Origin of the sequence: Phyllobacterium sp. CCNWLW109 (genome assembly GCF_037203905.1) — a bacterium.
Lineage (GTDB): Bacteria > Pseudomonadota > Alphaproteobacteria > Rhizobiales > Rhizobiaceae > Phyllobacterium > Phyllobacterium ifriqiyense.
Map to the genome: position 1 here is coordinate 105,623 of NZ_JBBCBK010000003.1, position 15,556 is coordinate 121,178.

Here is a 15,556-nt window from a genome sequence, read left to right on the forward strand (position 1 = left end):
CTATAGCGTGCGGCCATCATTTGTAAAGTCGTGTTCATGAGCGCCACAGACCTGAAACTGGAACAGATCGTCAGCCCGGACAGGCTTCATCAACAATTTGAAGATCTCGTCAAAGCGGCAGCCAAGCAGGGCAAACCGTCTGTCGAGCGCAGCGATGTTTTGCAGCTCATCAAGCAAACGCTGGAACTTGGCCGCAAAAGCGCTGAAACGATGCTGATGCAAGATGCCCGCGGCACGCGATGCTCCGTGCGTCTCTCATGGTTGATGGATCAGATCATTACGGCGCTCTATAATTTTGCAACCCGCCATGTTTATCCCGCAGTCAATCCTTCGACTTCAGAGAAAATGACGATCATAGCGGTTGGTGGTTATGGCCGCGGCGGTCTGGCTCCAGGTTCTGATATCGATCTGTTATTTCTCCTACCCTATAAGCAAACCCCCTGGGGTGAGCAGGTGGTCGAATACATTCTATATATGCTTTGGGATATTGGCCTGAAAATTGGTCATGCTACCCGCAATCTGGATGAATCAGTCCGCTTATCGCTTTCGGATATGACCATCCGCACCAGTATTCTGGAGGCACGCTATATTTGCGGCAATCAGGAGCTGTTCGACAAGCTCATTGAGCGATTTGATAAAGAGGTTGTTGAGGGCACCGGTCCCGCCTTCATCGAAGCAAAGCTTGCAGAGCGGGATGCGCGCCACAAGAAATCCGGCGCAACCCGCTATCTCGTCGAACCGAACGTAAAGGAAGGCAAAGGCGGTCAGCGCGACCTGCATACACTCTTCTGGATCGCCAAATATTATTATCGCGTCAAGACAAGCGATGAATTGGTCAAACTGGGCGTGCTTTCGCGCGCGGAACACAATATTTTCCGCAAGGCTGAAGACCTTTTATGGGCAGTTCGCTGCCACATGCACTTTCTTACAGGAAAGTCCGAAGAACGTCTTTCTTTCGATATACAGAGCGAAATCGCAAGGCGCCTTGGCTATACCGCGCATCCCGGACAACGGGATGTCGAGCGCTTTATGAAACATTACTTTCTTGTGGCGAAAGAAGTTGGCGATCTAACGCGTATCATTTGTGCTGCGCTGGAAGAGGAGCAGGCGAAGCATGTTCCAGGTTTCAACCGGATTTTCCTCACTTTTTCGCGCCGAAAACGTAAATTGGCGGGAACCACGGATTTTGTTGTCGACAATCACCGCATTACGATTGCCAATGACGGAGTATTTCACAAGGACCCTGTGAACCTCATCCGTCTTTTCCATCTTGCTGACAAACATGGGTTGGAATTTCACCCGGATGCGATGCAACTGGTTACGCGCTCTCTTTCTCTGATCAAAGCAGACCTGCGCGACAATCAGGAGGCCAACAAACTCTTCCTGGAAATCCTGACTTCAGAACGCAATCCGGAACTTATCCTACGCCGCATGAACGAATCCGGCGTATTGGGTAAGTTCATTCCGGATTTTGGCAAAGTCGTCGCGATGATGCAGTTCAATATGTACCATCACTACACCGTTGATGAGCATTTACTGCGATGCATCGCAGTAATGTCCGAAATCGAGCGCGGGGAACTCGAACAGGAGCATCCCTTAGCCAATCAGATCATGCCCGGCCTGAAAAAGGACCGTAGTCTCATATATATTGCGCTTCTGCTACATGACATTGCGAAAGGCCGCCCGGAAGATCATTCCATTGCAGGTGCACGTATTGCTAAACGCATATGCCCGCGCTTGGGTCTTTCCAAGGCAGATACCCAGACCGTGGCCTGGTTGGTCGAGCAGCATCTGACAATGAGCATGGTCGCGCAATCACGCGACTTGAATGATCGCAAAACAATCGAAGACTTTGCCGAGATTGTACAAACGCTCGACCGCATGAAACTGCTGCTGATCCTGACGATTTGCGACATAAAAGCAGTCGGCCCCGGTGTGTGGAACGGCTGGAAGGGGCAGTTATTGCGAAATCTGTTCTACGAAACGGAATTGATGCTTACAGGCGGTTTTTCGGAAGTGCCGCGCAAAGAGCGAACCGACCACGCCAGAGCGCAGCTTGAGCATGCTCTGTCATCGTGGCCGCAGGTCGAACGTCAATCTTATCTCGCACTTCACTATCAGAACTACCTGCTGACAGTGAGCATTGCCGATCAGGTGCGCCATGCGACCTTTGTTCGAGAATCTGACGCCAGTGGCAAGACACTTGCTACCATGGTGAAAACTCACGATTTCGAAGGTGTGACGGAAATTACTGTCCTTTCTCCAGATCATCCGCGACTTCTATCCGTCATCGCGGGTGCATGCGCGGCTGCAGGCGCGAATATCGTCGACGCACAGATTTTTACCACTAGTGATGGGCGGGCGCTCGACACAATCCTGATCAGCCGTGAATTTGCAACTGACGATGACGAGCGGCGGCGCGCCACGCGCGTTGGACGTTTAATTGAGGACGTATTGTCGGGCAAAACCTATCTGCCTGAGATGCTTGCCTCCAGAACAAAGCCTAAGCGCGCTGCAAAGGCATTCAAGATTACGCCCCGGGTGGAGATCAACAATACTCTATCAAACAAATTCACGGTAATCGAAGTTGAAGGTTTGGATCGTCCGGGCGTTCTGTCAGAGATTACAGGAGTAATCTCCGACTTATCGCTCGACATTGCCTCGGCACATGTGACGACATTCGGCGAAAAGGTTATCGACGTTTTCTATGTGACCGACCTTGTTGGCCATCAAATTACCAATACGACCCGACAAAGCCGCATCCGTAAAAAACTTCTCGCGCTTTTCGGCGAGGGCGACATTATTACAGCCCAGCCTCAACGGCAAAACGCCCTCATGACGGCAGAATAGTATGAGCCTCGTCAAGAAATTTGCGACCGTCGCGTCCGGCACATTGATGAGCCGTGTCTTCGGTCTTACCCGCGAAATGCTTATGGCCGCAGCTCTTGGAACGGGTCCGGTTGCGGATGCGTTCAATGCTGCCTTCCGATTTCCCAATACCTTCCGCCGATTGTTTGCGGAGGGTGCATTCAACGCAGCCTTTGTGCCTCTTTTTGCAAAGGAAATTGAAGCCAACGGTATGGATGGGGCCAAGCGGTTTTCTGAAGAAGTCTTTGGCGTTCTGTTCAGCGTTCTGATGGCTCTGACCATTATCATGGAACTGTCCATGCCTCTCATCGTGCGAACCGTGATTGCTCCGGGATTTGTCGATGATCCGCAAAAGTTCAGCAATACGGTTTCGATGGCGATCATCATGTTTCCATATCTGGCATGCATGTCGCTGGCAGCCATGATGGGGGGAATGCTGAACTCCCTTCACCGTTATTTTGCCGCTGCAGTAGCGCCGGTTTTCCTGAATATCATTCTGATTGGCGTGCTCGCCTATGCCTGGTATGCCGGCCATGACGGGATTGCAATTGGCTATGGCCTTTCCTGGGGTGTAATGGCTGCGGGGCTGGTGCAATTGACTATCGTCTGGTTTGCCGTGCGTAAAGCTGGAATATCGATTGGCTTTCGCCGCCCCCGCATGACTGCAAACGTCAAACGACTTTTGGTTTTGGCTCTACCCGCAGCAATTACAGGTGGCATAACGCAGATAAATCTGCTGATAAACACCAATATCGCTTCCGGTAAGGAAGGCGCAATTACGTCACTGGCAAACGCTGATCGCGTCTATCAACTCCCACTCGGCGTTGTAGGTATCGCTGTCGCAACTGTGCTCTTGCCAGAACTTGCCCGCGCCCTTCGCTCTGGAAATTTGAAAGAAGCGGGCAACCTCCAAAATCGCTCGGTCGAGTTCATCTTGTTTCTTACATTGCCAGCCGCCGCAGCGCTTCTGGTCATGTCCGAGCCGATTATTCGGCTCTTGCTCGAACGCGGCGAATTTACCGCTGAGTCAACAAGCCGTGTTGCGAATATTCTTGCGATATATGGTCTTGGCCTACCCGCCTTCGTACTGATCAAGGCGTTCATACCCGGCTTTTTCGCACGTGAAGATACCAAGACGCCTATGATCTTTGCGGCCGTTTCGGTGGTCATCAATATAGCCATGGCGCTGACACTCTTTCCCATTTTGGCAGAGACAGGCATTGCCACCGCCGAAGTGACAGCTGGATGGGTCAACGCCATCCTTCTGTTTGCTACTCTTATCTGGCGAGGGCATTGGGGACGTGACATCCCGCTTTTGACCCGTATACCCCGATTGATCATTGCCGCTGCCATTATGGCGCTTGCATTGTCCTATGCAATCAAATGGGCGGAGCCCTATCTCGTCGCGCAAGCACCTGTCCATGTTCAGGCAGCTGGCGTTTTCGGTCTCATCTTCATGTCGATGGTCATATATTTCGCATTGGCCTTTGGCAGTGGCGGCGCAAGTCTTGGCATGATCCGCCGCAACGTAAAGCGCCGTGCAAAAGCACCTGAACCACCAGCGGAGAATCCATCATAATGGCCCGCGGAATTGGACTGATCACACTCGTCGTTGATAACTATGATGAGGCGATTGCCTGGTACACAAATGTGCTGGGTTTTTCCGTTGAGAGCGACACTAAACAATCGGAAACAAAGCGCTGGGTGGTTGTCTCACCGGAAAGAGGTGGCGCAAAGCTGCTTCTTGCTCGGGCTCAAGGCCCGCAACAACAGCAAGCGATAGGCAATCAGACAGGTGGCCGTGTTGCCCTGTTTCTCTATACGGATGACTTTTCAAACGATCACGCGAAAATGCTGCGTGCAGGTGTGAAATTTCTCGAAGAACCAAGACATGAAGCCTATGGCAGCGTAGCTGTTTTCGAGGATCTCTACGGCAATAAATGGGACCTGTTGCAGCTCAAATGATGGTAGGGCTTGAATCCCATGCTTTGCTCTGCCAGAACCGCACGTCATGGCTATCCACCTTGGCCGAAGAAGAATTAAGGACGATTTATGAGCACGTTTGAACCGCTCGTTTTTTCCGGTGTTCAACCAACTGGAAATCTGCACCTTGGCAACTATCTCGGCGCAATCCGCCGTTGGGTCGCTTTGCAGGAAAACAATAATTGCATCTATTGCGTGGTCGATCAGCACGCCATAACGCAGGCGATTTCTGTCTGGGGCGGGCCTTCGGAGCTTTTGCGCAACACGCGTGAGGTTACAGCTGCCTTTTTGGCTGCCGGAGTCGATCCGAAGAAACATATAGTCTTCAATCAAAGCCGTGTTCGCCAGCATTCTGAACTCGCTTGGATATTTAACTGCATCGCCCGGATGGGCTGGCTGAACCGCATGACACAATTCAAGGATAAGGCTGGCAAGGATCGTGAAAACGCGTCCGTTGGCCTATATGTCTACCCCAATCTGATGGCTGCTGACATTCTCGTCTATCGCGCTACGCATGTGCCGGTTGGCGAGGATCAAAAGCAACATCTCGAACTGACCCGTGACATCGCGCAAAAATTCAACACTGATTTTTCCGACCGGATCTCTGAACTTGGCCTTGGAATAGAGACCCAGTCAGGCGACGAAACCATATCAAGCTTCTTTCCATTGACTGAACCAGTCATTGGCGGCCCTGCCGCACGGCTTATGAGCTTACGCGACGGCACCAAGAAAATGTCGAAGTCCGACCCATCGGATCTTTCCCGAATCAATCTTATCGACGACGCTGATACGATTTCCAAGAAGATCCGAAAGGCAAAGACAGACTCCGATCCTTTGCCTTCCGAAGTCGATGGCTTGAAAGACCGACCCGAGGCGGACAATCTGGTCGGCATTTATGCCGCTTTGACGGATACCGACAAGGAAAACGTACTTCGCAACTTCGGCGGACAGCAATTTTCCATTTTCAAGCCAGCGCTAGCTGAGCTAGCTGTTGAAAAGCTCTCGCCTATCGCTGATGAAATGCGCCGCATTTCCGCTGACCCCGGTTATGTCGACAAGATTCTCAAGGATGGTGGCGAGCGGGCTAGTGTCCTTGCGGAAAAGACGATGCATAAGGTTCGTGATATCGTTGGCTTCCTTCAAGACTAGACAAGGCTTGCAGACAATCGACGCTTAAGGCAGGTTGCACAAATGGTATCAAAACGTCTCAGCCGCGAAGCTGGCCATCGCCGTAAATTCCTGGCCATTATTGATGAAACCCCTGAATGTGAGCGGGCGGTTGCTTATGCAGCCCGCCGTGCCAAGACCACTGGGGGTGTTTTGCTGCTCCTGTTTGTCATCGACTCAGCGGACTTTCAAGCGTTTCTCGGAGTTGAGCAAATCATGCGGGCCGAGGCTGAGGAAACCGCAAATTCCACGCTTAGCAAATTTGCCGCCAGCGTTCGGGAAAGTATTGGCATAGAGTCTGAACTTGCCGTACGAGAGGGGATAACCTCAGAAGAGATCCAAAAACTCATCGAAGAAGATCAGGATATTGCCATCCTAGTTTTGGCTGCCGGTTCCGGCAAGGACGGCCCGGGGCCACTCGTTCAGTCATTAGCAGGTCGGGAAACCTTCTCTATTCCCGTGACCGTCGTGCCCTATAACCTCTCTGACGAAGATCTGGACGCTATTACCTGACGGCATTCTTAAAACGTGATATAATCTTGACTTGAAGAGAATGGTTTAAAGGCCTATATGCCTTTTGAATAGTTCTAAACTAAGGACGCGAGATACGCCATGTTTATCCAGACCGAAGCCACGCCTAATCCAGCAACATTGAAATTCTTGCCGGGAAAGGTGGTGCTTGAGGAAGGCACCGCTGATTTTCGCGATGCAGCTACCGCAGGTGACGCGTCACCTCTCGCTGCCAAGATCTTTGCAGTTCGGGGCGTTTCCGGTGTATTCTTCGGATATGATTTTGTAACTGTGACTAAAACGGATGCGCCCGAATGGCAGCATTTGAAGCCAGCGATTCTCGGCGCCATCATGGAGCATTTCATGTCCGGCGCTCCAGTTATGGCGAATGTGACCGATATTGCTGACAATGCTCAGCGTGAAACTGAAGGCGAGTTCTTCGACAGTGCCGACACCGAGATCGTTGATACGATCAAGGAATTATTGGAAACACGGGTTCGCCCCGCTGTCGCTCAAGATGGTGGCGATATTACATTTCGCGGCTTCGAAAATGGCACGGTGTTTCTCCACATGAAAGGCGCATGCTCAGGCTGCCCCTCTTCCACCGCAACGCTCAAGCACGGTATCCAGAACCTGCTGAAGCACTTCGTTCCGGAAGTTCAACAGGTCGAAGCTATCTGATGTAAAGCTCGAAGCCCGCGCAAGCGGGCTTCTTCTTTATATCAGTTAACGGCGCCGGGTCCAGGAATTGCTCCGGGTGGACATTTGCCTAGGATGATCATGCCGAGCACCTCATCCTCATTTACATCGCCGACCTTTGCGGTTCCGACGACCTGACCATTCTTCATCACCGCGACACGATCCGCGAGATGGAAGACGTCATGAATATCGTGGCTGATAAGGAAAATGCCTATCCCTTCGCTCTTTAGCTGCTTGATTAGCTCGCCGACCTGCGCTGTTTCCTGCGGGCCAAGTGCTGCTGTTGGCTCATCCATGATAAGTATGCGCGCGTTAAAGAGAATAGCTCTCGCAATTGCTACAGACTGACGCTGACCACCTGATAGGGCCTTGACCGGATCCTTAAAGCGTTGAAAGCGCGGGTTGAGACGCCCCATCACTTCTCTTGCACTGTGTTCCATCGCAACATCATCCAGCGTACCCCATGGCGTCATCAGTTCTCGCCCGAGATATAGATTGGCCGCCGTATCCACATTGTCGGCCAGTGCAAGGGTCTGGTAAATCGTCTCAATGCCGTAGGCTTTCGCGTCGCGCGGATTGTTGATCGTGGCCTCTTCGCCACTAACTTTGATCGTACCGCTATCCCGTTTGTAAGCGCCGGATAGAATTTTGATCAATGTCGATTTTCCGGCACCATTATGCCCAAGGAGAGCAACAACTTCCCCCGGGAAAAGATCGATTGATGCGCCATCAACTGCACGGATACCTCCGAAGGCAATTGAGATATTTTCCATATCGATGAGAGCGGTTTGTTTGTTTGTCATAGTTTTCTCCTCCCTCAAGCGGTCCGACGGCGATAAATTGTATCAAGCCAAACTGCTATGACGAGCACCAGGCCAACAACGATATTCTGCAATGGAGTGTCGAGGCCCAACAAGACCATCCCGGAACTAAGCGATTGCATTAAAAGCGCTCCGATCATTGCCCCGGCAATCGTGCCCACACCGCCAGCCAATGAGGTGCCACCGATAACAGCGGCTGCAATCGTCAGCAATTCATCCAATGTACCTTGCGCGTTGGTGGCGGCGTTCAGGCGTGCCGTCGAGATGGCGCCGGCTATCGCGCAGAGAACTCCCATAATGATAAAGATTTTCATCGTGACCCAACGCGTATTGATACCCGCAAGGTCGGCTGCTTCCGGGTTACCCCCCATTGCAAAAACGTAACGGCCAAAACGCGTGCGTGTTGTCACGAAGGTCATGATGATGCCTGTCGCCACCGCGATAAGGACTGGCACAGCAATGCCATGGGAAATAAACAGCCCACCTTCCGGGATCACAATGCTGTTTGCTTCCGCATATTTACGAACAATGCCTATGGGCCAGTAATAGGCGTTTGCGACTGCGACAACGCCCAGCACCAAACCACAAGCGACAACGCCCATGAATATCTCCGCCCACACAGGGCGACGCGGGAAATTGAAACGTTTCCGCTGACGACGGCTATTAATGATCATGACGACCAAAGCGACACAGGCGACCAAGCCGACAATCCAGCTCCACATCGCGCCAATTGATCCCTCGGGCCCACCGCCCATAAGGCGGAAAGTGGAGTCCATTGGCGCTACGGTTCTGCCAGAGGTTACCCACCACGCAGCACCACGCCAGACCAGAAGCCCGCCGAGCGTTACGATGAATGCAGGGACGCCCATAAATGCAATAATAAAACCTTGAGCGGCGCCGATAATGGCACCCGTTAAAATACCAATGGCAAGGACTATCAGCCAAGTTGCTGAGTGTTCAAAGCCCAGCAGTTTGGGTAGAAATTCTGCTTGCGTAACGCCCATGATCATGCCGACAAACCCCAATACCGAGCCGACTGACAGATCAATATTCCGCGTAACAATGATGAGAACCATGCCAGTTGCCATGACAGCCACCGACGAAGTTTGCACGGAAAGGTTCCAGAGATTTCGCGGGGTCAGAAACTGGCCACCAGACAGGAACTGGAAAGCCACCCAGATGATCACCAGCGCCCCTATCATACCGAGGAGCCGCGTATCTAGTTCCGTCGCTTTGAAGAAGCGGGCAACAACACTCAGTTCAGAAGCGCGAGCGCGGTCAAGGCTAATAGCCGGATCACTCATGAAATTTCTCCCAGTTATCTTGTTTGAACGCCGCCGATCCGGAGGATCAGCGGCGTCAAATTTCAGGATATCTTGATCAAACTATTTGCAAGCTGCCACTGCATCGGCTTTTACGCCTTGGCATACGACGTCTTTCGTGACCCAGCCGGCGTCAATGACAACACCCAGATTGTCCTTGGTAACCGGAACTGGTGTCAGAAACACTGCATTGACCTCAACCTTGTTGGCCCCGCCAGCAAACTTCTGGACGTTTGGAATTTCTTCCATCTTTTTGCCATCAGCCAATGCCGCCGCGATGTCTGCAGCTTCTTTGCCAAGTTCACGCGAGTCTTTCCAGATTGTCACTGTCTGCGTGCCTAGAGCGACACGATTAAGCGCAGCGAAATCGGCATCCTGACCTGAAACCGGCACGGATCCGGCTAGACCCTGAGCCTGGAGCGCCGCGATGGCACCGCCAGCCGTTCCGTCATTGGCAGCAACAACAGCGTCAATCTTGTTGTCGTTGGCAGTGAGAAACTGCTCCATGTTCTTCTGCGCGTTGGCCGGCAACCAGCCATCTGTATAAGCCTCACCGACATTCTTGATCTTACCGGAATCGATAGCATCTTTGAGTACTTCCTGTGCGCCGGCGAAGAGGAAGTCAGCATTAGGATCGGCCGAGCTGCCCTTGATGAAGGCATAGTTACCTTCTGGCTTTACAGCCAATACGCCGCGAGCCTGCATGCGTCCAACTTCCTTGTTGTCGAACGTGACATAGAACGCATCTTTATTTTCAATCAAACGGTCATAACCCACAACAGGAATGCCTTCAGCGACAGCTTTTTCTACCGCTGGACCAATTGCGCTGGAATCCTGTGCCAAGATGATCAAGGCATTGGCGCCCTGCGAAATCAGGCTTTCTACGTCGGTTAACTGTTTTGCCGCAGACGACTGCGCATCGGCAGAAATGTACTTGTCACCATTTGCCTCGAGAGCCTTCTTGATGGCAGCTTCATCGGTCTTCCAACGCTCTTCCTGGAAGTTCGACCAAGACACACCGATGATCTTGTCCTTCGCCAAAACAGGTCCTGCAAACGAGACAGCTAGAATCGTTGCCCCCGCCAATGCGGCCGCATATTTCTTCATGATAACCCTCCCAGTGCCTTTAGCACGCTGACTATTTATTGCTGGCTTCACCTCCGCCCAGCAATTAAACCTCTTTATTTCGAGGCTCGAAAAAAATAGTGACTTAAAACTAATTCCGTGTCAACTTGGTTTTTGAAGACGCAAGTCATTGCACTGCAACAACTTTTTTGCGTCGCACAAAAAAAGATTTCGGGAGGAAGTCATTTGTTGCTGGATGAGATTGCGCGACCGGACGATGTCCGCCGTCAGAATCGGCGGCTTATATTGGGGTCCATACGACAGCATGAGCATTTATCCAGAACCGACATCGTGGCCCATACGGGGCTAAGTCCATCGACGGTTTCAGCCATTACTACGGCCCTTATAGCCGAAGGTATTATTGGCGAAAACCGCGGCGGCGACCCGGCTGAAACGAAGCGGGGACGACCTCAAATAGCCTTGGCTTTAAACCCTGAAATCGCAACAGTCGCTACGGTGGAACTCGCGCTCAACCTTATCCATGTCGTGCTGTTCGACTATACTGGCCAAGTCACTGCGGAGCAGTTTCGTCATTTACCCACTTTAGAAGCGACAACCGGCGAGTTGATCGCGACTGTCTCATCCATGCTCGATGAGTTAATCGAAAACAGCCCGAAGAATGCTGGCCCCCTGCTCCACATCTCAATGGGTGTGCAGGGCGTCACAGACGCTGCAAGCTCTGCGATGCTTTGGTCTCCCATTACGCCTGACACAAATATCGCATTCGGCAATGCTCTTTCGCAGCGCTATGGAGTGGGTGTAGCCGTTACCAATGATTGCAACATGATAGCGGAAGCTCTGCGCTGGACTGACCCTCAAAATTATACCGAGGATTTTGCTGCTATTTTACTTTCTCACGGCATCGGTATGGGCCTTTACTTGAAGGGAAAGCCCTTTGTCGGCGCCTACTCCTCCGCATCCGAGTTCGGGCATATGTTGCATGTACCCAACGGAGCGCTATGCCGGTGCGGGCGGCACGGATGTATCGAAGCCTATGCCAGCGACTACGCCATCTTGAGAAACATCGCTGATGAAGATGAAAAAACACAACCTATACAGGGCGTCGACGCCACAAGTTTCAACAAGGTTGCCGACATTGCACGGGCAAAGGATGGTCCGGAACGTGCGGCCTTCGCCAAAGCAGGACAGGCAATCGGTTCAGGACTACGCAGCCTTTTTTCGCTGATTGACCCCGTTCCCGTTGCGCTGGTTGGCCCGGGCGCAGGTGTTTTCGATCTTCTTGAAAAGGATTTGCGCGCCATCATTTCGGGAACATCCGGCTGGGGCGCGACAGAGGACCTCAATATTCGCTGCTATCCTGATGAACACCCGCTTATTTTACAAGGATGCATGATGACATCCCTGCTTCATCTCGATACGCACATTTTTGCCCCCGGAGATGCCCCGGTCAAACGGGCAATTTCAGCATAGTTCAGGAGAAATCTTATGTATCTCGGTCTCGATCTCGGCACATCAGGTGTCAAGGCGTTATTGATTGACGATGAACAGCGGATCATAGCTTCCGGCAATGGATCGCTGGAAGTCACGCGGCCCCACTCCGGCTGGTCGGAGCAAGACCCTGAGCACTGGATCAGAGCAACAGAACACGCTGTACAGGAACTGCGTGCCAGTCATGGCAAGGAACTTGCTGCCGTAAAGGGCATCGGTCTTTCGGGTCAAATGCACGGCGCAACGCTACTCGACGCCAATGATCAGGTGTTACGCCCATGTATGCTTTGGAACGATACACGAAGCCATAAAGAAGCAAGCACGCTTGATGCAGATCCGAGATTCAGGGCGCTCACGGGCAATATTGTTTTCCCCGGCTTTACGGCGCCAAAAGTGGACTGGGTTAGAAACAATGAGCCAGATATCTTCAGTAAAACCCGCCATATTCTTTTACCAAAAGACTATTTGCGCCTTTGGTTGACGGGCGAGTACGTCTCGGAAATGTCGGACGCTGCGGGCACATCCTGGTTGGACGTTGGTAAGCGCGCTTGGTCGCAAGAACTTTTGGCCGCCACAGAATTAAGTCTTGATCATATGCCGTCGCTGGTGGAAGGCACAGATGTCTCCGGCACATTAAAATCCGATATTGCTTCGCGTTGGGGAATGAAAAGTAACGTCGTTGTTGCTGGTGGAGCCGGCGACAATGCAGCATCCGCATGTGGCATGGGAACTGTTGGCGAGGGTCACGCTTTCATTTCTCTAGGCACGTCCGGTGTGCTTTTTGCCGCAAACAATGCCTATTTGCCCAATCCGGAAAGTGCCGTGCATACGTTTTGCCATGCATTGCCGAATACATGGCATCAGATGGGGGTAATTCTGTCGGCTACCGACGCGTTGAACTGGTATGCCGGGATAACCTCGCGCAATGCAGCTGAGCTCACAAACGAGCTTGGGCCAGATTTACGGGAACCATCAGGCGTCACGTTCCTTCCCTATCTTTCCGGCGAGCGCACTCCGCTTAACGACTCCTCTATTCGCGGGTCGTTTTATGGGTTGGAGCACGCAAGTGACCGCGCAGTATTGACACAAGCCGTTCTGGAAGGTGTGGCCTTCGCATTTCGCGACTGTTCGCGTGCATTGGCGGCGGCGGGCACACAGCTTGAACGCGTTACGGCTGTCGGCGGCGGCTCGCGCTCAACCTATTGGTTGAAAACCATAGCGACGGCGCTCAATATCCCAGTTGACGTGCCAGCAGACGGCGATTTCGGCGCAGCTTTCGGGGCAGCGCGTCTCGGATTGATCGCCGCCGAGCAAGTTAACCCACGTGAAATATGCGTCGCGCCTTCAACCGCCGCGACAATCGAGCCAGAAACAAAACTGACCGCTCAATTTGATGCGGCCTATCATCGTTATCATAATCTATATCCAGCATTAAAAGGAGTTCAGTCATGAACAGCGGATTTTTCGGCGACACCAAACCAGTCAAATATGAGGGGCCGGACAGCACAAATCCGCTAGCCTACCGCTTCTACAATGCGGATGAAGTGATTTTGGGGAAACGCCTTGAAGACCATTTGCGTTTTGCCGTTGCCTATTGGCACTCCTTTGTCTGGCCGGGCGGCGATCCGTTTGGTGGGCAGACATTCGAGCGCCCCTGGTTTAATGAGACCATGGAAGGAGCAAAACTGAAAGCAGATGTTGCCTTCGAAATGTTCTCGATTCTGGGCGCACCTTATTTCTGTTTCCACGATGCCGATGTGCGCCCGGAAGGCGATACACTTGCAGAAAGCAACAAGCGCCTCCATGGAATAGCGGACTATTTTGCCGGGAAGATGGAGAAGACAGGAACAAAGCTTCTCTGGGGCACAGCCAACCTCTTTTCCAACCGCCGTTATATGTCAGGTGCCGCAACCAATCCCGATCCAGAGGTCTTCGCCTATGCCGCTGCAACGGTGAAAACCTGCATCGACGTTACGCAGAAGCTCAAGGGCGAAAACTACGTTCTCTGGGGCGGTCGCGAAGGCTACGAAACGCTGCTGAATACCGATATGAAGCGCGAACTCGACCAGATGGGTCGTTTCCTGAGCCTCGTCGTCGATTATAAGCATAAGATTGGCTTCAAGGGCGCCATCCTTATTGAACCGAAGCCACAAGAGCCGACCAAACATCAGTACGATTATGACGCGGCAACTGTTTACGGCTTCCTCAAGCGCTTCGGTCTTGAAAATGAAGTGAAGGTCAATCTGGAGCAGGGTCATGCGATTCTTGCAGGCCATTCCTTTGAGCATGAACTTGCGACTGCCTCGGCTCTGGGCATCTTCGGTTCAATCGATATGAACCGTAATGACTATCAGTCCGGCTGGGATACAGACCAGTTCCCTAACAACGTTCCGGAAGTTGCGCTGGCATATTTTGAAATTCTCAAAGCAGGAGGATTTACGTCGGGTGGCACGAATTTCGACTCGAAATTGCGCCGCCAGTCACTTGATCCGCAGGATTTGTTGATTGCTCATATTGGCGGCATGGACACTTGCGCTCGTGGCCTCAAGGCGGCAGCAAAGATGATCGAAGACAAGGTGCTGACAGGGTTTGTCGATGAGCGTTATGCTGGCTGGTCAAAGCCGGAAGCCCAGCAAATGCTTTCGGGCAAGCTTTCGCTTGAGGACATTGCGAACAAAGTTGAGGGTTCAGGACTGCAACCGCAACCGCGCTCCGGACGTCAGGAATATTTGGAAAATGTAGTCAATCGCTACGTTTAAACCACCAAAGATAAAAGCCACGTCTAATAAACAAGCTCTCATATGAGAGCTTGTTTATCCTTTAGAATCAAACGTGTTGGCCACCATTGATGTGTATTTCCGAGCCGGTCACATAAGATGAGGCCTCGGAACAGAGGAAGAAGATCGTTTCGGCAACTTCGGCTGTTTTGCCAAGCCTGCGAAGCGGCAAATGCTCTACCAGCTTGTCAGTTCCGGGAGAGAGAATTGCCGTATCGATCTCGCCAGGCGCGATGGCATTGACTCGAATTCCGTGGGGACCGAAGTCGGATGCCATTTCGCGGGTCAATGACGCCAAAGCTGCCTTGGATGTAGCATAGGCTGTACCTGCAAATGGATGTACGCGACTGCCGGCAATTGATGTCACGTTCACCACAGAACCTTTTGCAGTGGCCAACTCATTGAACAGGCCACGCGCCAGCATGATTGGGGCAAAGAAATTTACCTGGAACACGCTCATCCAGGTCTGCATTGGCGTTTCAATGGAATCGAGACGATTACCCGAGCCATTCTTTGGTGAAATACCCGCATTGTTGACAAGGGCGTTAAGCATCCCGCCTTCGACCTTAAGCCGCTGCCTGATCTCTGACACCGCATGATCTACATCAGCAGGATCAGCAAGATCGACCTTGATATGATCGTCTGGACCAGCAGGCCAAGGGCAGTTGTCATCGAAACTCTGGCGAGAGCAGGTGATGACGCGCCAACCTGCACGCGAAAAACGCTTAACAGTTGCGTGGCCAATACCGCGGCTTGCGCCGGTCAGTACGAGGACCTTGCGAGGCTCTTTTTCACTCATGAGAAATTCTCCGTTGGAGACTCCATACCCGATCAG

The 15,556-nt window shown here is 52.2% G+C and carries 13 protein-coding genes; 9 read left to right on the forward strand and 4 right to left on the reverse strand.

Annotated elements, in window-relative coordinates; translation table 11 throughout:
• Nucleotides 1-36: 36 nt before the first annotated feature.
• From V9K92_RS11095 to V9K92_RS11120, 6 genes are all read left to right on the forward strand, one after another.
• Nucleotides 37-2,850 carry a [protein-PII] uridylyltransferase gene (locus V9K92_RS11095; RefSeq protein ID WP_115051542.1) on the forward strand — a complete coding sequence of 938 codons (2,814 nt, stop codon included), beginning with the start codon at nt 37-39 and terminating at the stop codon, nt 2,848-2,850.
• A 1-nt stretch (nt 2,851) separates the two neighbouring features.
• Complete coding sequence (gene murJ, locus V9K92_RS11100; protein ID WP_337354002.1) at nt 2,852-4,447, forward strand: murein biosynthesis integral membrane protein MurJ; 1,596 nt, start codon at nt 2,852-2,854, stop codon at nt 4,445-4,447.
• Entirely contained in the window at nt 4,447-4,833 is a 387-nt protein-coding gene (locus V9K92_RS11105) for a VOC family protein (protein WP_337354003.1), read from the forward strand. Before murJ ends, V9K92_RS11105 begins: the two co-directional genes overlap by 1 nt.
• An 87-nt stretch (nt 4,834-4,920) precedes the next feature.
• Nucleotides 4,921-6,000 (forward strand): tryptophan--tRNA ligase, encoded by a 1,080-nt coding sequence (trpS, locus tag V9K92_RS11110; protein WP_337354004.1) that lies wholly within the window; start codon nt 4,921-4,923, stop codon nt 5,998-6,000.
• Nucleotides 6,001-6,042: 42 nt separating this feature from the next.
• Nucleotides 6,043-6,531, forward strand: a complete 489-nt coding sequence (locus tag V9K92_RS11115) for a universal stress protein (RefSeq protein ID WP_008127009.1) — start codon at nt 6,043-6,045, stop codon at nt 6,529-6,531.
• 99 nt (nt 6,532-6,630) lie between these two features.
• Nucleotides 6,631-7,209 (forward strand): NifU family protein, encoded by a 579-nt coding sequence (locus V9K92_RS11120; protein WP_115051546.1) that lies wholly within the window; start codon nt 6,631-6,633, stop codon nt 7,207-7,209.
• A gap of 41 nt (nt 7,210-7,250) precedes the next feature.
• On the opposite strand, the gene V9K92_RS11125 is transcribed toward V9K92_RS11120, so the two are convergent.
• The 3 genes from V9K92_RS11125 to xylF form a co-directional block, all read right to left on the reverse strand.
• The gene (locus tag V9K92_RS11125; protein ID WP_115051547.1) at nt 7,251-8,030 is read right to left on the reverse strand and encodes an ATP-binding cassette domain-containing protein; all 780 of its coding nucleotides are present in this window, start codon (nt 8,028-8,030) and stop codon (nt 7,251-7,253) included.
• A 14-nt stretch (nt 8,031-8,044) separates the two neighbouring features.
• Nucleotides 8,045-9,352: a sugar ABC transporter permease gene (locus tag V9K92_RS11130; RefSeq protein WP_336442303.1), complete on the reverse strand. Its 1,308-nt coding sequence runs from the start codon at nt 9,350-9,352 to the stop codon at nt 8,045-8,047.
• Nucleotides 9,353-9,433: 81 nt separating this feature from the next.
• Entirely contained in the window at nt 9,434-10,477 is a 1,044-nt protein-coding gene (xylF, locus tag V9K92_RS11135; protein ID WP_115051549.1) for a D-xylose ABC transporter substrate-binding protein, read from the reverse strand.
• 207 nt (nt 10,478-10,684) lie between these two features.
• Here xylF and V9K92_RS11140 point away from each other — a divergent pair, with 207 nt between their 5' ends.
• Genes V9K92_RS11140 through xylA form a run of 3 tightly spaced genes read left to right on the forward strand, consistent with a single transcriptional unit; the run spans nt 10,685 to nt 14,703 of the window.
• Nucleotides 10,685-11,926, forward strand: coding sequence for an ROK family transcriptional regulator (locus V9K92_RS11140; RefSeq protein WP_337354005.1), 1,242 nt, complete (start codon nt 10,685-10,687; stop codon nt 11,924-11,926).
• Nucleotides 11,927-11,941: 15 nt separating this feature from the next.
• On the forward strand, nt 11,942-13,396 hold the full coding sequence (gene xylB, locus V9K92_RS11145; RefSeq protein WP_337354006.1) for a xylulokinase: 1,455 nt from the start codon (nt 11,942-11,944) through the stop codon (nt 13,394-13,396).
• On the forward strand, nt 13,393-14,703 hold the full coding sequence (gene xylA, locus V9K92_RS11150; RefSeq protein WP_337354007.1) for a xylose isomerase: 1,311 nt from the start codon (nt 13,393-13,395) through the stop codon (nt 14,701-14,703). The genes xylB and xylA overlap by 4 nt, the downstream gene beginning before the upstream one ends.
• Before the next feature lie 67 nt (nt 14,704-14,770).
• Here xylA and V9K92_RS11155 read toward each other — a convergent pair whose 3' ends face one another.
• Nucleotides 14,771-15,520, reverse strand: coding sequence for an SDR family NAD(P)-dependent oxidoreductase (locus V9K92_RS11155; protein WP_115051552.1), 750 nt, complete (start codon nt 15,518-15,520; stop codon nt 14,771-14,773).
• Nucleotides 15,521-15,556 lie beyond the last annotated feature (36 nt).